This window comes from Gracilibacillus sp. Marseille-QA3620 (assembly GCF_054950035.1).
The window spans coordinates 1,175,983-1,198,623 of sequence record NZ_CM143102.1 but is presented as its reverse complement, the minus strand read 5'-3'; the positions used below and the strand labels follow the sequence as shown (position 1 = coordinate 1,198,623).

The window sequence follows — 22,641 nt, the reverse complement described above, 5'->3', positions numbered from 1 at the left end:
CCCCTTAAAATGTAATGACAAAGCTGGTTCCCTCGTCAGGAATACTGTCTGCCTCAATACTTCCTCCGCCCTTCGCTACGATCTCTTGCACTAAATATAAGCCAATCCCATGACCTTCATCCTTCTTTAACGTAAAGCCCTCCTTAAAAATTTGTGCAGCTGTTTCTTCATCCATACCAATCCCATTGTCCTCAACCAATATAGATGTATAATCCTCCGTCTGATCCAGGCTGATAAACACCTTTTTGTCTGTATGTCTTGTCTTCTGCACAGCATCAAAAGCATTTTCAATCAAATTGCCAATGATGATGACAAAATCATGATGGTCCATTCCATCAGGAAAATACGTCCAGCGGCTGTTCTTATCGATTTCAACTTCAATCCCCAGTTCCTTGCCTTCTCTTATCTTGCTAAGCAGCAAACCTGAAAGATTATCATCTTGAATATGTCCATGAAGAAAATCCATAAGCTCATCAGATTCTTCATTAGCATGTATGATATAGTTCATCGCCTTCTCATGCTTACCAAGCTGCAAAAGACCGGCAATGGTATGCATCTTGTTCTTATGCTCATGATTTTGTACACGAAGTGCACGCACAAACGCCTTCACGCCTGTCAGCTCTTCAGCCAGCTTCTTCACCTCTGTCCGGTCCTGAAAGACGGCAACAGCCCCAACCGTCTTCCCATTCACCTGTATCGGAATCCGGTTGCTTAAGATTGAATGCTGGTTGACTAACAGTTCTTTGTTATAGACAGGATGATTAAAATCAATAATTTCCGGCAAACGTGTATCAGGGAGAACATCGTAAATATTCCTTCCTATCACATCACATTTATCCACCCCGAGAATTTGATAGGCCTTTTCATTAAATATGGTGATATCCAACTGATTATCAATGGCAATGATTCCTTCATGCATGGCATTGAAGGTTTCGTTCCGTTCCACATAGAGACGGGCTATTTCATGAGGCTCAAGCCCGAACATCCGGCTTTTCACACTCTTAGCAAGGGACCATGCTCCAAAAGCACCAAGTAATAGAGAAAAGCCTGCCGTAAGAAAAATCTCTAATCGGATTCCCCAAATAATCTCCCAAACCGTCGGTAATAGGTATCCAGATATGACTACACCAATCTGGCGGTGATTTTCATCCATAATCGGGAAAAAACCGCGGATGACCGTCCCCTTCTCACCCTTCGTCTTTGAAATATATGTATGTTCCGTAAAAGCGGCATCCTCATCTGCCGTTTGTGATTTGGTGCCAATCATTGATTTAACCGGATGAGAGAGTCTGATCCGGTTAGTGTTCAGTACAACGACATAATCTGCATCATTAATGACCCTGATTCGCTCAACGACCGGGTTAACCGCTTCTGCCGCCTTCATTGGATCCTTTTGCTCAAGCCGATCTTTCACCTCAGGGAGCTCAGCAACCGTTCTAGATAGCAAGAGGCTTCGCTCGCTGATTTCCTCTTCCTTCATCTCCATAACACTTTCGAGCACGAAGATACCTGCAACAGTAAATGAGCAAAAGATGATGAAAAAAGTCGTGAACAAAACCTTCCAATGAATTGATAATGGTCTTTTGTCCAAAGCCCACTCCCCCTCTTTTTTCCATTGTACCACCAAGAAGCATGGTAGAATAAAGTGAAACCTCCTTCAGGGGGGAAGTCTTATCCCCCCTGATGGTCAGTTGAACCAATCGGGCTTTTATGGACAGTTTCCTCCCGCCTATACTTCTCGATTTACTTAAGCTCTTTTAGGGGGAGAGGGTTACTGTCCGTTTATGCGGGATAAAGTGAAACTTCCATCAGGGGAAGCCTTATCCCCCCTGATGGTTAGTTGAACCAATCGGGCTTTTATGGACAGTTTCCTCCCGCCTATGCTTCTCGATTTACTTAAGCTCTCTTTTAGAGGGAGGCTTACTGTCCATTTATGCGGGATAAAGTGAAACTTCCATCAGGGGAAGCCTTATCCCCCCTGATGGTTAGTTGAACCAATCGGGCTTTTATGGACAGTTTCCTCCCGCCTATGCTTCTCGATTTACTTAAGCTCTTTTAGAGGGAGGCTTACTGTCCATTTATGCGGGATAAATAGCAAGAATGCTTAAAGGCGGCGGAGAACCATAATGAGAAACTTTATCATAACAGCCATTCTAATCATTACGGCATTAACGATCTATCTTGGGGTGAAGCATGGCTTTGGCGAGGAAGCAAGCTTGCCAGCTGACCATGAACAAGAAGGCTTAAATGATCAAATCGTGATAAACTTCAGTCATGTTGTAGCTGAGAACACGCCAAAAGGACTGACTGCAGCTAAATTTGCTGAGCTGGTAGAGGAGAAGACAAACGGAGCCGTCCAAGTCGAGGTGTATCCAAATAGCATGCTCTATTCTGACGGCGAGGAACTGAATGCCCTTCAAAACGGGGATATACAAATGATTGCACCTTCTTTTTCGAAGGTGACAGATTGGATACCGGAATGGCAGGTTCTGGACTTGCCTTATTTATTCGAGGACCAAGAGGATATCCGAACCATATTCACTGGGCCAGCGAAGGACCAGCTGTTACAAATGCTGGACAACTACCATGTTAAGGGGCTTGCCTTTTGGAATAATGGTTTTAAACAAATGACGACAGCCAAAACCCCTGTCTCAAAACCGCAGGACCTGCAAGGCCTTATCCTCCGGACCATGCCGAGCAAGATGCTCCAAAGGCAGTTAAACCTTGTTGGTGCAGAAACAAAGGAAGCCTCGTTTGACCAAGTATATACACTATTGGAAGATGAGCAATTTGACGGACAGGAAAACACCATCTCTAATATTAATTCGAAGGGATTTTATCAAGTTCAGGAGCATATGACTTTAACCAACCATGGCATCCTTGGCTATGCCGTGATGATCAATGGAGAATTCTGGGATAGTCTTCCCAATCATGTACAGCAGGCCATAACTGAAGCGATGGACGAGGCGACTGCCTGGAATATGAAGCAATCAGAAGTCATGAACCAGGATGCTCTCATTCAAATGGAAGATTGGCCTGATTTCCAAATCCGGACGCTGAGCGAAGAAGAAAGACGCCTATGGGAAGAAGCTTTCAAGCCTCTTTACCAGTACTATAGGAATCATTATGATAAAAAGCTTTTAAAGGAAATTGAAGAGGAATTGAATCGGTGAGACCTTCTCGATAGAAGGTCTCTTCTTCGTGACCAAAAAGAACAAAAAGATTTTTAAAACCATAAACCCATTCTATCCTTTCTATCCTATAAGATTAACCATATATCTGAAAGCGCTAACAATTTTATAAAACAGGAAAGAAGGGTTGGCTTTTGAGAATCTTTAAGAATTTAACCGTCCAAGTTGTCACAGGTATTATCCTTGGTATTATGGTGGGAGCCCTCTTCCCCGAGTTCGGCGCCAGTCTAAAAATTCTAGCCGACATCTTTATCCGATTGATTAAGATGCTGATTGCCCCCATTATCTTCCTAACAGTTGTCATTGGTATTGGAAGCATGGGCAATCTGAAGAAAATAGGCAAAATTGGCGGAAAAGCCTTGCTATACTTTGAAATCGTCTCAACTGTCGCACTCGCGATTGGAATTATCGTGGTTAATCTCGTTCAACCTGGCAGCGGATTAAACACGGATAATTTGAAAACAGGTGACGTATCTCAATACACCACCCAAGCATCGGAAACAGAACAAGGCTTTGGCGCATTCATCATGAACCTAATCCCAGAGAATGTAGTTGGTGCTCTTGCCTCTGGAGAATTACTGCCAGTCTTATTCTCTGCCATTCTCTTTGGTCTTGCTGCCGCTTCTATCGGAGAGCGAGCGAAGCCAGTCATTTCGTTCTTTGAAGTTGTAGCTGATATTTTCTTTAAAATTGTCAATATGGTCATGAGAATTTCACCTATCGCCGCTTTTGCCGCGATGGCTTACACAATTGGAAACTTCGGTCTCGGATCGCTCGTCTCACTTGGAAAATTGATGGGTTCAGTCTATCTCACGATGTTCCTATTCATCGTGGTCATACTCGGCTCTATCGCCAAATATTATGGTTTCAGCATCTTTAAGTTCATGGCTTACATTAAGGAAGAAATCCTGCTCGTCCTAGGAACTTCCTCCTCAGAATCAGCGCTTCCTGCTATGATGAGAAAGCTTGAAAACTATGGCTGTTCCAAGCAGGTTGTCGGTTTAGTCATTCCGACCGGATACTCGTTCAATCTTGACGGTACATCTATTTATCTATCAATGGCCGCCATCTTTATCGCACAAGCATATGGAATTGACCTGACCATCTGGCAGGAGCTTACACTGCTTGGCATTCTGATGCTTACCTCAAAAGGGGCAGCAGGTGTGACTGGTTCTGGCTTCATCACCCTTGCAGCCACATTAGCTGCTTTCCCGATGATTCCAGTGGAAGGGATTGCCCTCCTCATTGGTGTAGACCGCTTCATGTCTGAAGCTCGTTCCATCACAAACCTGATTGGAAACGGTGTAGCTACGGTTGTTATATCAAAGTCTGAGAAAGAATTCAATCCTAATCAGATAGCGGATGAACAGATGAAAGGGACAACAGTAGGCGAATTAAATTTAAAGAGTCATTGAATATGAAAGCCGGCTGTTTTCAACAGCCGGCTTATTCTTTTCCCTACCATACTAGAGAGACTTACTTAATCTATTACTATTTATACTGCAGGAAAACCGTTCTTGCCAAAAGAAAGAGAGAATGAAATCTATGTTCTCAAGTAAGTCGCAGACACCAAAAGAGCATTGCCACCGGCAATGCTCTTCCCTCATCCCTTGCTTATTCTTTTTAACAGCCGATCTATTTAACAGCTTTCTCCTTCGTCATTACTACATATAAAATCATGGCCATGATGACAGAAAAACCAGCCGTCATATAAATACTTCCGTATCCGAATGAATGGGCAATCTGCCCAAAGGAGATAGCTCCTATCCCTATTCCAAGATCGAAAAAGGAGTAGAAGGTTGCATTAGCCATCCCCTTGCGATCAGCTGGAGCTTGGTCAATCGCCCAAGCCTGCAAGGCTGGCTGAACGCTTCCGAATCCGAATCCGTATAAGAAGGCTGCAATCAAGAGCCCGGTTGTTCCCGGCATCCAGGAAAGCAGGAACATGGCTATGACAACTAGCAATGTTCCCGGCAGGAATACAGCTTTATGTCCTTTCCGGTCATACAGCTGACCAGCAAAAGTCCTGGTAAGCATCACGGATACCGCATAGACCAAGAAGTACCACTGAATTCCCTCAACACCCTTCTGTGCCGTATAAAGCGGCAAGAAAGTCGCAATTCCTCCAAAGGTGAAGGTGATGAAAAAGGCTAGAATCGACGGCTTTAATGAACTCATCTCGTATAAATCCAGCAGTTTCCCGCCAGCTGGAGCCTTCTTGACGACTCCCTTCTTAAAGCGAATTTGAGAAGCTGCCAATAATGCGCAAGCTGGAAGAGCCGCACAAATCAGAAAGAATTGATTAAAAGGAAGCACTGCAACGAGGGCAAGTCCTATCGAAGGACCCATCGCCATCGCCAAATTCCCTGACAAGCCGAAATACCCGAGGCCTTCTCCCCTTCTTGTCGAAGGCACTACATCAGATGCGACCGTACCAGAGGCAGTCGTTAAGCAGCCCCAGCCGAATCCTTGCATAATTCTCATAAGGAAAAGCATAGCGATACTCGCCAAGAATCCAAAAGTACCAACTGTCAAAATAACGACAATTAAGCCCCCGATATAAACAAGACCCCTCCCTCTTGTTTCTAGGGCCTTGCCGGCAAATGGCCGAATCAAAAGAGCAGAAAAAGTAAAAATTCCGACAACGAAGCCAATTAATTGATCACTTCCCCCTAGTTCCTTTACATAGAGGGAAATGGTTGGCAATGTCATTTGGAACCCTAAGAAAATCAAGAAATTCGCGATGCATATCAAGATGAAATCGCGTGTCCATATTCTTTCTTTGACAGCATGCTGACTCACACCATGTTGAACCTGTTCACTCATGTTATTCCTTCTCTCGTATTCTTTTGCCCTTTCTATGATATCGGAATATCTTTATATAATTCTATATTTTTTATTGGCAATCCTGTTATCTATCTGGAATTTCCTACTTAATACCCTCTCTTACGCGCTCAGGATGGGAATAAATATTGAAGCTCTCTCCCCTGATAAAGCCGATAGCTGTGATATTCAAATCATCTGCCAGTTCAATCGCAAGATTGGTCGGGGCCGACTTTGACAGAATGACTCCTACACCAATCTTTGCCGCCTTCAGAAGAACCTCTGAAGAAATCCGGCCGCTAAAGGCTATAACTCCATCGCGTACTGGAATATGATGAATTAAACAATAGCCTAATAGTTTATCAAGAGCATTATGACGGCCGATATCAGACCTTGCCGCAATTAGGACGGAATCATGGTAGAGTGCCGCATTATGTACCCCGCCTGTTTGCTTGAATAAGTCACTGCCCTCTTGAAGCCCTTCCATCATTTTAATGCATTGTTCAGGAGTAATACAAATGTTTGTATAGGAGGTTTTCGCTGTTTTCACATCGACCTGATAGTAAAACTGCCTGCTCTTACCGCAGCATGAACCAATGAATCGCTTCCCAGCCTCTAGCTGACTGACTGGATTATGATGGCGCAGTGTTACATATCCAAAGCCTTTTCCCTCATCTATATGATAGTCCTCCATATCATCCCTTGACCGAATGACACCCTCAGAGGCCAAAAATCCAAGGAGAAGCTCATCCAAATGGTATGGTGTACAGACCATGGTCGCAAACTCCTCCCCGTTCACGTAAATCGTAAAGGGAAACTCTACCGCCATTTCATCACTTTTCTCTATTAATTTTCCATCTATATATTTCGTGATTTTTTGTCTGCTTGTTACGTTCTTAGCCATATCACTCACCTGCCATTTCCGTTCTATACCCTTTCCATGGGTAAAAAAACATATATAGACACATATTCCACAATTGGTGTTTTATCCCTCATAAACGGGGTAGAGATTCCATAAGTGTGTTTAATATGGGGTATTTTTTATCGAAAGGGGTTTATCCATTTGAGCGATAATAAGGTCAAAATCAATGGAGTCGATATGGAGCTGAAGGATGAGCAATCGGTTTTGCAATTGCTTTCAGATAGCTCAATTGAGATTCCCAGTGTTTGCTATCATCCGAGCTTAGGTCCAATTGAAACATGTGACACCTGCATTGTCAGCGTGAACGGTGAATTGGTGCGTTCCTGTTCAACAATCGTCATGCCAGGGGACGTTATCGACACCGCATCAAAGGAAGTGAAGAAAGCCCAGGTCATTGGGATGGACCGGATTCTTCATAAGCATGAACTGTATTGCACGGTCTGCGATTACAATAACGGGGGCTGCGAGATACATAATACCGTCAAAGAAATGAAAATCAACCACCAAAGCACCCCTTTTGAGCCGAAGCCATACCAGGAGGATAATTCTCATCCATTCTACCGCTATGACCCAGACCAATGTATTCTATGCGGACGCTGTGTTGAAGCCTGCCAGGATGTTCAAGTAACCGAAACATTGAGCATAGACTGGGAGAGCGATAAGCCGCGCGTCATTTGGGATAATGATGTACCGATCAATGAATCCTCTTGTGTTTCCTGCGGACATTGTTCAACTGTCTGCCCATGTAATGCCATGATGGAAAAAGGCATGGTTGGGGAAGCCGGGTTCCTTACCGCCATTGAGAAGCCTACCCTTCGCCCGATGATTGAAATCATCAAGGGAGTAGAGACAGGCTATGGCTCCATCCTCACCGTTTCGGATGTAGAATCAGCTATGCGTGATGCAAAAATCAAAAAAACCAAAACCGTATGTACCTATTGCGGTGTGGGCTGCAGCTTCGATATTTGGACAAAAGGCCGCCAAATCTTGAAAGTAGAGCCGCAAGTTGATGCGCCAGCCAACGGCATCTCTACCTGTGTAAAAGGGAAGTTCGGCTGGGATTATGTCAACAGTGAAGAGCGTCTCACGAAACCGCTTATTCGGGAGGGTGACCATTTCCGTGAAGCAGAATGGGAGGAGGCACTTAGTCTCATTGCCTCTAAATTCACGGAAATTAAGGAGGAACACGGGTCTGATGCTCTAAGCTTCATCACCTCCTCAAAATGTACGAATGAAGAATCCTATCTCATGCAAAAGCTCGCTCGTGGCATTATCGGTACAAATAATGTGGACAACTGCTCCCGCTATTGTCAGTCCCCTGCAACGGTCGGCCTGTTCCGCACAGTAGGCTATGGCGGAGACTCCGGCAGCATTACCGATATTGCACAGGCAAGCTGCGTAATCGTCATTGGCTCCAATACATCCGAGTCTCACCCCGTGCTCGCAACCCGCGTGAAACGTGCTCATAAATTGCACGGCCAGAAATTAATCGTTGCCGATATCCGAAAGCATGAAATGGCCGATCGTTCAGACCTATTTGTACAGCCAAAAGTCGGCTCTGACCTTGTTTGGCTTTCAGCGGTGACGAAATACATCGTAGACCAGGGCTGGGCTGACCAACGCTTCCTTGATGAGAAAGTAAATGGTCTTGAAGAATATATCGAGAGCATTCAAAAATACACCCTTGATTATGCCGAAGAGGTAACTGGCATCTCAAAAGAAGACTTAATCACCATCGCCAAAACGATTCATGAATCTGACGGCGTATGTGTGCTTTGGGCAATGGGAATCACCCAGCATCTTGGCGGCAGTGATTCAAGCACAGCCATCTCTAACCTATTGCTGATTACCGGAAACTATGCACGTCCAGGTGCTGGCTCCTATCCGCTGCGCGGCCATAATAATGTACAGGGTGCAAGTGATTTCGGCAGTATGCCGGACCGGTTCCCAGGCTATGAATTTGTGTCAGATCCAGATGTAAGGGCAAAGTATGAAAAAACATGGGGCGTAGAATTAACCGACCGGCCAGGCCTGAATAACCACGATATGATTGAAGCCATTCATGCCGGCTCTCTCAAAGCAATGTACCTTAAGGGAGAAGAAATGGGGTTGGTTGATTCCAATATCAATCACGTCCATGCCGCTTTTGAAAAGCTTGATTTCTTCGTTGTACAGGATATTTTCTTATCAAAAACAGCTGAGTTTGCAGATGTTGTCCTCCCTGCTGCACCGAGCCTTGAAAAGGAAGGAACCTTTACCAACACGGAACGCCGTATCCAGCGATTGTATCAAGCCATGGAGCCGCTTGGTGAATCCAAGCCGGACTGGCAGATTATCATGGAGGTCGCCAATAAGCTCGGAGCAGGCTGGAATTACAACCATCCAAGTGAAATCATGGCGGAGGCCGCATCCCTCTCCCCTCTATATGCCGGTGTATCCTATGATTTACTAGAGGGCTACAATACATTACAATGGCCGGTTGAACCAGATGGTACCGATACACCCCTCCTATTCAAGGACCGGTTCCCGTTCCCGGATGGCAAAGCCCGACTCTTCCCAGTCGAGTGGACAAAGCCGCTGGAATTTGATGAGGAATATGATTTGCATATTAACAACGGACGCTTGCTCGAGCACTTCCATGAAGGGAATATGACCTATAAATCAAAAGGCATCACCTCGAAAACACCAGAAGTCTTCCTTGAGGTGTCCCCTGAGCTAGCCGAGGAAAGAGGCCTGAAGGATGGCACGCTCGTCCGTTTGACCTCTCCATACGGTTCTGCGAAGGTTAAATGCCTCATCACCGATCGAGTTAAAGGGAAGGAAGTCTATCTTCCATTAAATGATTCGGGCGATGGAGCAATCAATCTATTGACATCAAGCTTTGCTGATAAAGACACAGATACACCAGCCTATAAGGAAATTTCAGCGAAGATGGAAATCATCAGCTATGACGGCGACAACCCGCTTCCGCGCATCAACCACCGGAACGGAAATCCCAACCCGCAAAAGGGAGTCGAGGTTGAACGCAAATGGGCGCGCAAAGATTATATCTTCCCTGGAGATTTAGCGAAAGTGGGGCGGAAAAACAATGGCTAAGGCAATTAAAAATGTCGTCAAGATTGAAATGACAGAGGAAGAAAAAAGAGCTCAGGACCTTCGCGAAATAGAAAATGCTCTTCTTGATAACAAGGACGCCATTCTTGAAACGATTGATTTATTAAAGCATATCAATAATCGGGGTGCCTTAACGATGGCAGCAAGCCTTTTCGCTGAAGGAGATAAGGTCATGTACACCATCGTGAAAGCACTTGATAACCCGGAAGCAACCAATCTAATCAAGAATATGCTGCTCTTAGTCGGTGTGCTCGGCACAATCAACGTTCAGCAGCTTGAACCATTTGTCGTAAAGTTAAATGCCGGTGTTGCCCGCATGGCCGAGAACAAGGATTCGGACAAGTCACTCAGTTATCTAGGACTTGCCAAAACCTTAAAGGACCCTGAAGTCAACCGTGCCATCAGTCTTTTAATCGAATTCTTGCGCGGTATGGGCGAAGATACAGAAGACCTTGAACGTAACACTCAGCCGCCTGAGGAGCAGGCTGCTCAGAAAAATAGAACACGTGACTATCAGGGAAGAATGCACGATCGCGATTAATAAAGAGGGCTGTCCCCAAAAAGCCAGGGATTTTGGCTTGCTGGGGGCAGCTTTTTTATCGTACATTCTAACATTTTGCTTATCATCAAAAAGCAGAGGATTATCTTATCCCTCTGCTTCTACTAAATGATGCCGGAATGCATAAATCACGGCCTGCGTCCGGTCCTGTACCTGTAATTTACCCAGGATATTGCTTACATGGGTTTTAACCGTTTTAATGGCAATGAATAATTCATCCGCAATTTCTTGATTGGATTTACCTTTCGCCATTAACAGCAGGATTTCTTTTTCCCGGCTCGTCAATTCCTCATGCAATTCATGTGTTTTCGGCTTTCTGAGCTTAGCCATCAATTTATCGGTAACTTCAGGCTCTAAGACTGTTTGACCATTGTACGTATCCCTGATGGAATCAGCAATCTCGCTCGCCTTTGAGGTCTTCAGCATATAGCTGATTGCTCCAGCCTCTAGAGCAGGATAAACCTTTTCATCATCAATGAAGCTCGTGACAATGATGATTTTCGCCTCCGGCCATTTAGCGATGATGTGCTTTGTCGCCTCAATGCCGTCCATACCAGGCATGACCAAATCCATCAAGATGATGTCAGGCCGCAGAGATAGCGCTAATGCTACTCCCTCCTCACCGGTTCCCGCCTCACCAACAACATCGATATCCACAAGTGAGGATAAGTAGGCAGAGACTCCTATCCGTACCATTTCATGATCGTCAATCAATACTACCTTTATCATTTGCTATCACCTACATTCACGATTGGAACGCGCACTTCCACACGTGTTCCTTGATTTGGAAATGAAATAATCTTGAAGGTGCCGCCAATCTCGAGCGCCCGCTCCCTCATATTCTGCAAACCATATGAGCCTGCTTTTGCAGAAGTTGTATCAAAGCCTTTGCCATCATCAATCACCCTCATGATGACCGATTGTTCATGCTTAACGATATAAATATCCAGCCTGCTGGCCTTAGCATGTCTAAGCGTGTTTGAAACAGATTCCTGCAGAATACGGAATAGATGGTCCTCTATCCCTTTCTCCAATAAGAGGTCATCTACCTTCCAGTTAACATCAAAGGGCACCTTCTGCTTCAGCTCATGTAAGAGGCTGTCTACCCCTTCTTTTAAGCTCTTATCCTTGAGCTGAACTGGCCGGAGATGAAGAAGAAGCGCCCTCATCTCGAGCTGGGACTGTTGAATCATTCCCTCTGTCAGCTTCAATTGCTTCGTACGCCATTCTTCTGATGCATCAGGTGATTCATTAATGGCGGAGATGAGCATTGAGGCCGCAAAAAGCTGCTGGCTCACTGAATCATGTAATTCTCTCGCCAATCTGTTCCGCTCCTCCCTCACCATGCTTTGTACCAATTTCTCCTGCTCCTCCGTCTTCTCCGTGGCAAGGACTTGGGTTCGTCTTACCTGTTCAAGCAGAATAAGCTGCACATCCTGAAGTTTCTCAGCCGCCTCCCGAATATCGGTGATTTTCGGCTCCTTGCCGTGCTCAAGAGACTCCCCCTTCTTCAACTTATGTAGAGACTCATCAAGACTCTTAATCTCACTTTTATAGAAGGAACCGCTCGCAATCCCGAATAACAAGCCAGTGACAATGGCGGCACTCGGGACAAATAGAATAAATGGAATATGATAAATATCTTTCTCATAGAAGGGCCCCCAGTCAGCTGGCTTAAATACATAATAATAGGCTCCTGCTATTATGATAACAACGATTACGGCAATGGTCAGACAGAGGAGAATCTGGCGTTTTACGATACTCATACCCTTCTCACCACAATGCTTCCTGCACCGATAGAGGTCATGATTTTAATGCGGCTGCCCGCTTCCTCATATCCTTCCGTTTTATAAGCAATCTGCTGATTGCGTATATCGCGTTTTTCCTGGTCAAATAAGCGTATCGAGCCGTATAGTGCTGTATGGGAGAGCTTAACACCAATATCATATGGAATGAGAATCTCCACATTTCCGGCGATATTTCGGATGGAGATAATCGACTCTTCCTTCGGGAGCACGGTGTTGCTTAAATCAATCACCACATCTCCAAATCCAACAGCAATATTGATATCATCCCATTCGAAAATATCCTCAGGGGTCGATTGGTTCCCAAATAATCGGCTTGATACGGGACCATGAACCGTCACAAAATTTGCTTCGTCCTTATGCCCTTCAAAGGAAGGAGTGATTTCAGCTGGCTTTCGTCTTTTCTGTAAATAATGAACAAGAAAAACTAATAATATAATAAAAATGATGGCACGTATGACGAATAAGCTGATCAACCCTGACAAAGCAAAAAAAATGCCGACCCATAAGACAATCTTACCGGTTAAAGTAGCGTATTTCTTATATCCATAAAACAGGCAGATAGCAGCCACAATTCCATTGAACAGCAGCTCATCAAACCGGATGAATATAATCTCAAATAAGCCTGCAATTAATATGCCAACCAATATGATTTTTAATTGTGATTGTTCCTTCGTCCCTGACATATCATTGCCCCCTGCTAAAAAAGATACGATAGGACGCAAGTCACAAAGCCTGCGCCCTATCTATTAGCATACCATCTTTCTAATTCAAATCCTCATTCTTTTTTGTCTCTTTCTCTAACGCAGCAAGACGCGTATCCATAATCATTCCATAATGATTTGTCCTTGCCCTCATATCTAAGCCGTCGATTTCCCCTTTTGAAGATTTCCGCTTTCCGTTCGGAGCGGCTCCCTTCTCAATCAAGCCATCAATCTTGCCATGCACCTTGGATAAATTATCCTGACCCATCAATTCAAGCCTTTTAATTTGCATATCCTTCAGGCTTTGCTTCATCGTTGTAAATTTCTCTTCCAGCTGCTTAAGGTCAATATCAATCTGTACAAGCATATGCTCCAGCCGGGAAGCCCGGTCCTCATAAATGGCCTGTTCCCGTACCGCATACTCATACAATTCCTCTGCTCCCTCTGTCGCGCGGGCAATTTCCGCTTGGCCTTTGCGTTTCTCTGCCATTCCGGCAGCCGATTGCTGCTCGCGCTTCACTTCCTCCTTCAAGCGATACTGGCGTTCAATCAATCGCTGAACCTGCTGTACCTCCGTCTCCGATTCCCGTAAATATTGATTCAGCTTATACAAAGGATGCTTCTTATCCTTCGTCTCCATTGCTTCATATAAATCAGCTTCCAATGTTCTTTTTAATTTTGTGAATAAATCATTCATGCTCTAAGCACTCCTTTTTTTATTTTTTGCTTAACTCTTCCCATTCCCTTTCAAACTTCTTGAATGGGTCTTCCTTACTTCTCTTTTCTGCCTTCTCTTCTTCATAATTTTTGTATAGATAATACAGGAGCACCATGGCAGCTAGACCGATGAAAGCAGGCAGATTGCTAATGGCGGCAATCAAGATAATGATTCCGATAATGCCCCAGATAATCTTCCCATTCTTGTCCCCAGCCTTTAAATATTGCTTAAAGGTGAAATAGAGCGCACCCAATGTGATGGCCAAGACTAGAATGGATCCTATATTTCCAATGACAATAAAGCCTGCGATGATGGCGATGATGATAATTCCGATATTTTTCAATTTCATTCCCTCCTTATAGTTCAAGTTTAGCTCCTTTCCCCTTTAACAATAACGACCTTGAGCTTGATTTTTAGCTAGGTCTCCAGACCGATTGCCCTCTGCGACTTTCGCGTGACAAAAGAAACAAAGATATCACATGCTTCCCCATCAAAATCCTTAATATACTAAATATTTGCAAAATTTACTTTATCTAAAAGAACTAGAGTGGTAAATTTAACATATTGGTAGTCTCATGACTCCAACTACATACCTAGGCAAAGGGGGGCATCTCTTCTTCTCTATCAAACAAATAAAAGGAGGAAATCGTGTTGAAAAATAGGTTCAAGCAGGGAACAGCCGTTATCGCGGCGGTTATCCTATTACTCTCCAATTTATTCTTCGGGCTTGGCAGTGCAAGTGCAAATTCAAATGACCAAAAAAGCACAGGCCCCCAAGAAACCAAGGCTCAAACAAAACTGGATTTAAGCCAATTTGATCATCCTGATGAAAAGGTCCGAATCATCATTGAACTGGAAGGAAGCCCGGCCATTGAATATGCGACCGAACAAGGTGTCCTTTTCAAGGATTTATCGAAATCCAAACAAAATACCTTACAAGCTCCCGTGAAGGAGGAACAATCAAGCCTTCTTTCCTCCATCAAGAAGAAGAAAATCAATTTCTCCGTTGAGAATACCTTCACAGTTGTTGCTAATGGTGTCAGCGGAGAGACAAAGGTTTCTGATATTCCTAAGATTGAAAGCCTATCGAATGTTTCATCTGTTTATATTGCTAATGAATATGAACGTCCTAAAGTTAAACCAGACATGGTCTCAAGCGGAGACATTGTCCAAGCTGAGGAGACTTGGCTCGACGGCTATAATGGAACTGGCACCGTTGTTGGTGTCATCGATACCGGCATTGACCCTAGCCATAAGGATATGGTTCTCACCAATGAAAAGAAAGCCAAATTATCCGAAAATGATGTAAAAGCATCCATCTCCACGAACAAGCTTCCAGGTAAATATCACACAGCCAAAGTACCATATGGCTACAATTATTATGACAAAAACCAAGAAATCCTTGACCTCGGTTCAGATGCATCCATGCATGGAATGCATGTCAGCGGAACGGTTGGCGCTAATGGCCAAAAGGAAACTGGCGGGATTAAGGGAATAGCACCTGAAACACAAATATTGGGGCTGAAAGTATTCGGAAATGATGCAGCGATGCCATCTACTTGGGGAGATATTTACATCAAGGCAATTGATGATGCTATCTTGCTTGGAGCTGATGTCATCAATATGAGCCTAGGATCAACAGCTTCCTTCCAGAACGCTGAAAACCCAGAGCAAATGGCGATTGAGAGAGCCGTAAAGAATGGGGTCCTTATGGCCATTTCTGCCGGGAACTCTGCTCAGTTCTCTGATGGCTATTATGACCCGCTCGCTTCCAACCCTGATATTGGATTGGTTGGAGCACCAAGTCTTTCAAAGGACTCTCTCTCTGTTGCATCACTAGAGAACACACATGTATTTGTCGATAAATTCATCTTCACTATCGGCGGTGTTGACTATGAGGCGGGTTACAAAACACAATCTTCTCCGCTGCCGCTTGATGTGTTCAAAAAGGCTGAACAGGAAGTTGTCTATGTAGCCGATGGCGCCCCTGATAAATATGAGGGCAAGGATGTTAAAGGCAAGATTGTCTTTGCTGTCAGAAATGCAGCAAATCCAAATTATGGAGAAATCCAAAAGCAAGCGGAAGATGCCGGAGCAAGCGGTGTCATCGTAAGAGGTACACCTGCACATGGCGACTTCGTCAGCATGGCATTAAACAATCCAACGATTCCACTCGTATCCTTGCGAATCAACGACGGAACGAAATTTGAGGAGAAAATAAAAGAAGCAGGCGGTAACGGAAAAGTTAAATTCACCGGTGATATGATTCAGCTTGCAAACCTTACAGCCGGCCATTTATCTACCTTTACTTCATGGGGCGTAACACCAAATCTTGATTTCAAGCCTGAAATTACAGCACCAGGCGGAAAAATCTATTCTACTTTAAATAATGATAAATACGGTGTTATGAGTGGAACTTCCATGGCTGCCCCACATGTAGCCGGAGGTTCAGCACTTGTCCTCCAATATGTTGAAAAGACCTTCCCTAAGCTTACAGGCAAAGAAAAGGTCCAACGCGCTAAAACCTTATTAATGAATACATCTTCAACCATTAAGGATCCAGAAGGTACAACCTATTATTCACCACGTAGACAAGGGGCAGGAGTCATGCAGTTGAACTCAGCCATCCATACACCAGTCTATGTTGTCCAAAAGGGTACAAACGAAGGAAAGGTCTCCTTGAAGGAAATTACCAAAGACCAATTCTCCTTCACCTTAACAGCCACAAACTTCAGCAAAAAGGATGCAGCCTATACAATTGATACAAGCGTGCTAACCGATGCCTTGTATGAAATAGATGGTGACCTGTACAATGCATTGACACCAGAGGAAATTTCCAAAGCAGTCGTTACCTCTGATAAAGCAGTAACCATCAAAGCAGGGAAATCTAAGGATATCACCATTACGATTAATTTAAAGAATGCCAAAACAGCTCTTGAAAAAGCATTCAAAAACGGTTACTTCACAGAAGGTTTTGTCTTCTTGAAAGCCAAAAATAAGGAAGATTCCCTTCCAACGCTGTCCGTCCCATTCGTCGGCTTTAAAGGGGACTGGAATAAAGCAAATATTATCGACCCGCTGCCAAGTGAAGCAGACTCCTTCTATGGATATACCGGCATTATTGACCCTGTTACCGGTGAATATTACGGAATCAATCCTTTCAAGAAAACGCTGAATCCTGACCAAATTGCCTTCTCTCCAAATGGAGACGGAGTATATGACACAGCAGCACCTGCCCTTTCCTTCTTACGGAATGCAAAGACAGTAGAATACTCTATCGTCGATTCGAAGGGCAATGTTCTTCGCAAACTATTTACAGACAAGGAACAGCGGAAGAATTACTATGCCTCCACCCGTGTATCTATCAAACCATCCATGACAAAGTGGGATGGCAAGGCAAATAATAAACTAGTCGCTGAAGGGAAGTATTTCTACCAGATCAAATCAACAATTGATTATGCAGGCAAGCAGCCGCAAGTATTTAAGATACCGATTCTAGTAGATAATACGGCCCCAACAGTCTCAAAACTAAAATATGATGATGAAACAAAGTCTATCACCTTCAACGCAGCTGACACCCGTTCAGGCTCGGGTATTAAATACATTTCCCTCTCCATCAACGGAAAAGAGCTGCAGGAGCATGTTGAACCAACGAAGGATAAGACATACCGCGTTAAACTGACAGATTTCACATTTAAAGAGAGCAAAACACCAGTTGTCATTGAAGATGGCGATGATATTAAAGTAACAGCTCATGACTATGCCGGAAACCAAGATTACCAAACATCCAATGATCAGACCATCCCATACATCGTTTCCGATATTCCGGCAGCGGCTGGAGAATTTAATTCATTAGAGGTTCCAATCAAAGGGTATGTAACAGATGATTCCAAACTAGCCTATGTAAAGGTTGAATACGAGGGAAAAACAAAAGAATTGTCATTAGTTTGGGATGAGGAAAAGAAACGTCATAACTTTGAGGACATCCTCACCTTCAGTAAGGAAGGGAAGCATGATATTCGTTTCTTCGCAGCTGATATAGCTGGCAATAAAATTGACTTCAATCGTGAGATCTATATCGACATAACAGCTCCAAAGCTTGATATCAAGTATAAGGAGTACACATCATCCTCCAGCCAAAAAGTAACGGTGACAGCTGCTGATAATTATGACGCACTCCGTCTATTGGTTAACGGAAATGAAGAAATCAATACGTTCGTCGATATGGGAGATGGACCAGTCTATAAAGAATTTAAGAAAACAAAAGATATTACGATCCCACTAGAAGGTGGAGCTAATGAAGTGGAATTTGTGCTTACAGATCTTGTTGGACATGAAGTGACCAAAACGATTACAATCCATAAAGTTTCCGGTCCAAAAAAACCAAGCATCAATGCCGTATCTGATGCCAGCAAGACCATTACAGGCAAAGCCGCTTCCGGTTCAAAGGTCACTATTACGGATAACAAGAAATTGAAGCTTACCGCAACAGCCTCAAGCGGTAAATATTCAATTAAGCTTCCAAGTAAACTGAAAGCCGGTACTATCCTTTATGCAACGACAACAGATAAGAAAACCGGCTTGGTAAGCGCCAAAACAAAGATTACAGTTAAGGACAAAACCGCTCCAGGTGTCCCTACTGTCAAAGAAGTCTCAGATAAAACACAAACAGTCACAGGGAAAACAGAAGCCGGAGCGAAGGTAACCGTCAAAGCAGGCAAGAAAACACTCGGCACGGCCACTGCCAAGAAAAACGGCTCCTACTCCATTAAGATCAAAAAACAAAAAGCCGGCACCTCCCTATCCATAACAGCGAAGGATAAGGCTGGAAACACAAGCAAGGCAAAGAAAGTAACGGTTAAGGATAAAACAGCACCAGCAGCACCTTCAGTCAACAAAGTAACCATCAGCTCCACAAAAGTCACAGGGAAAACAGAAGCCGGAGCAAAGGTAACCGTCAAAGCAGGCAAGAAAACACTCGGTACAGCTACAGCAAAGAAAAATGGTACCTACACCGTCAAGATCAAGAAACAAAAAGCCGACACCACCCTCTCTGTAACAGCGAAGGATAAGGCCGGCAATACAAGTAAGGTAAAGAAAATAACCGTCAAGAAGAAGTAACCATTCTGCGTACCTAATGGACAAATCCATTAGGTACGTTTTCATTTTACCGATACAAACACGCATCTATATATAATAGAAGAAACTCAGCATAATCAAGCTCGGCTGAATAGCCAAACAAATCAAGTAAAGAGTCATCAGCCTAGTTTCTCCTCAACTCTCGCTGATGACTATCAGAAGTTCAGCAGGATAAAAAAATGCCCCATCAGGATAATACCTGATGGGGCATCTTTTCAATCTATATTAGCGAACGCGTACAACTAGTCCGCTGAATGTATCTTTCCAGTATCCGCTTGTCATGCTGGCAACTGCTACACCAGTTGAGCTTTGAGAACCGATGAATTTACCGTTCCCAACGTAGATACCCACGTGGCCGTTTGTTTTATACGTATTGAAGAATACCATGTCTCCTACTTGGATATTGCTGTAAGAAACTTTTGTTCCTGCAGATACAAGCGCACTTGTGCTTGCTGGAACAGAGTATCCGCCTTGTCTGAATGCCCAGCTTACGAAACCGGAGCAATCAAAACGTCCTGCCGCGATATCGGCTTCAGTTCGTCCACCGCCAAATACATAAACGGAGTTTCCAATGTACTTATAGCCTGCTGAAACAACCTTTTGGATGCTTTTGCTGGATGAAGCAGTAGAACTGCTAGAAGATGAACTGTTTGAGCTTGAAGAACTTGAGTTAGATGAACTTGAGTTGGATGAGCTAGTGTTAGATGGCTTTGTGCTAGAGGAAGAACTTGTAGAGCTTTCCTTTTGTGTTTCTGTCTTTTCACTAGTCGTCGTTTCTTCTTTTTTCGCTGTAGTTGTTTCAGATGAACCAGATTCAGCTCTAGCAACCGTTGTTGCTGCTGCTTCCACGACAGCTTCCTCGGTCACTTCTTTAATCACGATATCAATATTTTGAGCTTCAGCTTCAGCTAATTTGCGTTCGCTTTCTGCTTCTTTTTCTTTTAATGTCGCTTTCAATGCTTCATTTTGGCCTTGCTGTCCAAGAATGTCCTCTTGCATGCCGACAAGCTCTGTCTTCATGTCATTTAGATTAGCAAGCTTGTTTTTAACTGTTTTTTGCTTTTCTTCAAGCGCTGCTTGGTCATCTTGAGATTCTTGAAGCAACTGGCGGTCTGCTTTAACGATTGTTGAAACAGCACCGATACGCTCAATGAAATCACCGAAACTAGTAGAACCAAATAAAACTTCTAGGTATGAAGCATCACCATTTGTTTGTTGGTATGTAATGGCACGCTGTTTCAAGATTTCATTACGCTCTTCAATGCGTTTTTCTAAATCTGCAATCTCTGTTTCAAGGCGTTTCACTTGTTTCTTTGTTGATGTGATTTCTTTTTCAGTTGAATCAATTTTGGCTTTGTTATCCTTAACAGCTTGATCCACTTGCTTGATGCGCTTATTCAGTGCAGCAATTTCTGCTTGTACTTTATCAAGCGCTGCTTGTGCTTCGTCTACGGCAGCTTGCTTCACTGGGTCTTTCTCTGCACTTGCTGACGGAACTGCCGCATAGCTTCCGAAACCGAGCAGTAAAGCCGTGTTCAGTGCGATAAAACTCTTCTTCAACATGTTTTTTCCCCCTGATAATATTTATCTATTTATCTAGCCTATCTTTTTAGCTACTTTTTACGTCCTATACGTTCTAACAAATTGAAGTATAGCATGTAAACATAACAATTAAGTTATCGTTATGTTACAAATATATTTCAAAATGTCGTTATGTATCACAATTTGGGGTTTTATCAGGATTAACAACCTATATTTTTTCCATATAAATCCATTTATGTCAATGAGGGATTCATATTGACGTAGAACCATAACTAGACAAGCAACCGACCATATTCTGCACCTTAATTATACTTATATAACAAAATACTTATTTAAAAGGCAGCCATCCTTTACCTAGGCTGCCTCCTGACTAGTCGATGATTCCCATTCTAATAGACTTGACGGCTACCTCCGTACGATTTTTAGCATTTAGGCGCTTCATGATAGTTGATATATAATCTCTGACCGTATACTCACTTAAATAGAGCTTGACTGCTGCCTCGGTGGTAGAAGCACCTTCAGCCAGTAATTTAATGACCTCAATTTCCCTTGGAGAGAAGCTGAGCTCATCCCCTGCTTCCAAATCTCCTTTCACATAATCAGGCTTCATATATCTTAGCATCAGTTCCCCTGCACTTTGTCCGAACTTCATTAAGGCGGGAAACAGCGTACGGTCGACCGGGAAGTGTTTGCCTGGTCCTTGGTCCAAGAGGACGCCACCAATCATTTGTCCTTCTTCCGGCACATAGATTGGAACAATCAGCAAGGAGGCTAAATTAAATTGCTTTACGACCTTTTCCGGGAATCCAAACGCTGCATCCTCGATATAAATGGGCTGAAAGTTTCTCATCGTATGACCAACCGGCTTCAGCAAATTCAACTTATGCTGAATGGCTGGAATATCAATCATTTGCTCTCGAATGGCCTTCACCTCTTCCTTATCAAGATGATGTGCATACAATCCGACAGCAATTTGTTCCATATTTGAAAAACGGAATAAGGCTGATCTCTCAAATGGGAGAAATTCACCGAATCCAAAACAGATATTCTCACATGACTGCTCTAGTGTTTGCGATTTGATAATCCATTCATTAAAGAGGATGACCGCATCCTTCCATTGGGTAGAATAGGACTTCTCATGCTGATCAATCAAACTGAACAGCATGGACATGCTTTCATGCAGGAACCCATTCTCACAGCCAATCAATAAAAGCTCATTTTCATATGTAATTGGCAGGGTAGAATGGTCAATTCCAAACGCATTCAGCACATCATACCATGTCGGAAAGCAGTTCTCCCTGAGCGTTTCTTTCTTTCCATGAATCTTTTTGATAGAAAAACAATCTGGCTGCTCCTCTACCCGCACAATCCACTCAATTTTCAAGTTGGCATTCTGAATTAGACTTTCACACATTTTGTCTAAATTCATTTCATCCTCCGTATCCAGGTTCACCAATACCTCACTAAGCTTCGTAAATAAATAATGAATAGACGGATGAAGCTTGGACGAAAATTCAATATGCTCTTTTAGGACAGTGTGCGTTGCATTCTCCAAGAGATTTAAGATATGGATGATTTTCTCCGCCGCTGGCTGATAGGCAAAATACTCAAGTGCATCCTCTCTCATCCTGCTCAAAATAGAGGTTGCCTCTACTCCATACCGATTCACCATCATATAAGCACCTAGCCGGTCAATGATGAACGCACAAGTTTCAATATACCGATCATTGACCTCGCCCAAATCATCCTTTACCCCATTCCACTCGGCTAGCAGCTCATCCTCATACTCCGCCATCAGCTTAATGGCCTTTGATAACAATGTATTCATATGATTCGTTAAAGACTTAGACATTCATCATTCACCTCATTTTCATCTAAAAACAGCTATTTGTGTATGATTCGCTAACCATTTGGTAAATTCCTCTACCACTAAATATCATTCGTCTCATTTCGACAAAAATCATTTACTCCTTCCCATCCAAAGCGAAAAAAGCTACAAATGTAGGTATTCACGAAGGGTAGATTAACACATAAAATTGTGGAAGAAGGTGGAAGCGCTTACGAAACAAGCATTCGTACAGGCATATTCCCACTTCCGAATACGTTATCAAGAATGAATGAGGA

General features: G+C 43.6%; 15 protein-coding genes. 5 read left to right on the top strand and 10 right to left on the bottom strand.

Translation table 11 applies throughout. The annotated features are described in order from the left end of the window. Positions 1–4 precede the first annotated feature (4 nt). Positions 5–1,591 (bottom strand): ATP-binding protein, encoded by a 1,587-nt coding sequence (locus ACY8DX_RS06120; RefSeq protein ID WP_462406393.1) that lies wholly within the window; start codon positions 1,589–1,591, stop codon positions 5–7. Between the two features lie 535 nt (positions 1,592–2,126). On the opposite strand from ACY8DX_RS06120, the gene ACY8DX_RS06115 reads away from it, so the two are divergent. Continuing rightward, on the top strand, positions 2,127–3,173 hold the full coding sequence (locus tag ACY8DX_RS06115) for a DctP family TRAP transporter solute-binding subunit (protein ID WP_462406392.1): 1,047 nt from the start codon (positions 2,127–2,129) through the stop codon (positions 3,171–3,173). A 209-nt stretch (positions 3,174–3,382) separates the two neighbouring features. Continuing rightward, on the top strand, positions 3,383–4,606 hold the full coding sequence (locus tag ACY8DX_RS06110; protein WP_049672987.1) for a dicarboxylate/amino acid:cation symporter: 1,224 nt from the start codon (positions 3,383–3,385) through the stop codon (positions 4,604–4,606). Between the two features lie 220 nt (positions 4,607–4,826). On the opposite strand, the gene ACY8DX_RS06105 is transcribed toward ACY8DX_RS06110, so the two are convergent. Further along, positions 4,827–6,017 (bottom strand): MFS transporter, encoded by a 1,191-nt coding sequence (locus ACY8DX_RS06105; protein ID WP_462406391.1) that lies wholly within the window; start codon positions 6,015–6,017, stop codon positions 4,827–4,829. Positions 6,018–6,120: 103 nt separating this feature from the next. Continuing rightward, the gene (fdhD, locus tag ACY8DX_RS06100) at positions 6,121–6,918 is read right to left on the bottom strand and encodes a formate dehydrogenase accessory sulfurtransferase FdhD (protein ID WP_049671669.1); all 798 of its coding nucleotides are present in this window, start codon (positions 6,916–6,918) and stop codon (positions 6,121–6,123) included. Between the two features lie 195 nt (positions 6,919–7,113). Between fdhD and fdhF the strand changes: the two genes are divergently transcribed. Both fdhF and ACY8DX_RS06090 read left to right on the top strand, forming a co-directional pair. Further along, entirely contained in the window at positions 7,114–10,032 is a 2,919-nt protein-coding gene (fdhF, locus tag ACY8DX_RS06095) for a formate dehydrogenase subunit alpha (RefSeq protein WP_462406897.1), read from the top strand. Continuing rightward, complete coding sequence (locus ACY8DX_RS06090; RefSeq protein WP_049671670.1) at positions 10,025–10,591, top strand: helical membrane plugin domain-containing protein; 567 nt, start codon at positions 10,025–10,027, stop codon at positions 10,589–10,591. Before fdhF ends, ACY8DX_RS06090 begins: the two co-directional genes overlap by 8 nt. Positions 10,592–10,696: 105 nt before the next feature. Here ACY8DX_RS06090 and ACY8DX_RS06085 read toward each other — a convergent pair whose 3' ends face one another. From ACY8DX_RS06085 to ACY8DX_RS06065, 5 genes are all read right to left on the bottom strand, one after another. Then, complete coding sequence (locus ACY8DX_RS06085) at positions 10,697–11,338, bottom strand: response regulator (protein WP_049671671.1); 642 nt, start codon at positions 11,336–11,338, stop codon at positions 10,697–10,699. Continuing rightward, positions 11,335–12,375 (bottom strand): sensor histidine kinase, encoded by a 1,041-nt coding sequence (locus ACY8DX_RS06080; RefSeq protein ID WP_439803394.1) that lies wholly within the window; start codon positions 12,373–12,375, stop codon positions 11,335–11,337. Before ACY8DX_RS06080 ends, ACY8DX_RS06085 begins: the two co-directional genes overlap by 4 nt. After that, positions 12,372–13,100 (bottom strand): cell wall-active antibiotics response protein LiaF, encoded by a 729-nt coding sequence (gene liaF, locus ACY8DX_RS06075; protein ID WP_439803393.1) that lies wholly within the window; start codon positions 13,098–13,100, stop codon positions 12,372–12,374. Before liaF ends, ACY8DX_RS06080 begins: the two co-directional genes overlap by 4 nt. 79 nt (positions 13,101–13,179) lie before the next feature. Next, positions 13,180–13,815 (bottom strand): PspA/IM30 family protein, encoded by a 636-nt coding sequence (locus ACY8DX_RS06070; RefSeq protein WP_439803392.1) that lies wholly within the window; start codon positions 13,813–13,815, stop codon positions 13,180–13,182. Positions 13,816–13,834: 19 nt separating this feature from the next. Then, positions 13,835–14,185 (bottom strand): lmo0954 family membrane protein, encoded by a 351-nt coding sequence (locus tag ACY8DX_RS06065; protein WP_462406390.1) that lies wholly within the window; start codon positions 14,183–14,185, stop codon positions 13,835–13,837. 302 nt (positions 14,186–14,487) lie between these two features. Between ACY8DX_RS06065 and ACY8DX_RS06060 the strand changes: the two genes are divergently transcribed. Continuing rightward, the gene (locus tag ACY8DX_RS06060) at positions 14,488–18,957 is read left to right on the top strand and encodes an Ig-like domain-containing protein (RefSeq protein ID WP_462406389.1); all 4,470 of its coding nucleotides are present in this window, start codon (positions 14,488–14,490) and stop codon (positions 18,955–18,957) included. A gap of 243 nt (positions 18,958–19,200) precedes the next feature. On the opposite strand, the gene ACY8DX_RS06055 is transcribed toward ACY8DX_RS06060, so the two are convergent. Next, positions 19,201–20,538, bottom strand: a complete 1,338-nt coding sequence (locus ACY8DX_RS06055) for a C40 family peptidase (RefSeq protein WP_462406388.1) — start codon at positions 20,536–20,538, stop codon at positions 19,201–19,203. Positions 20,539–20,887: 349 nt separating this feature from the next. Further along, entirely contained in the window at positions 20,888–22,369 is a 1,482-nt protein-coding gene (locus ACY8DX_RS06050; protein WP_462406387.1) for a LuxR C-terminal-related transcriptional regulator, read from the bottom strand. Positions 22,370–22,641 lie beyond the last annotated feature (272 nt).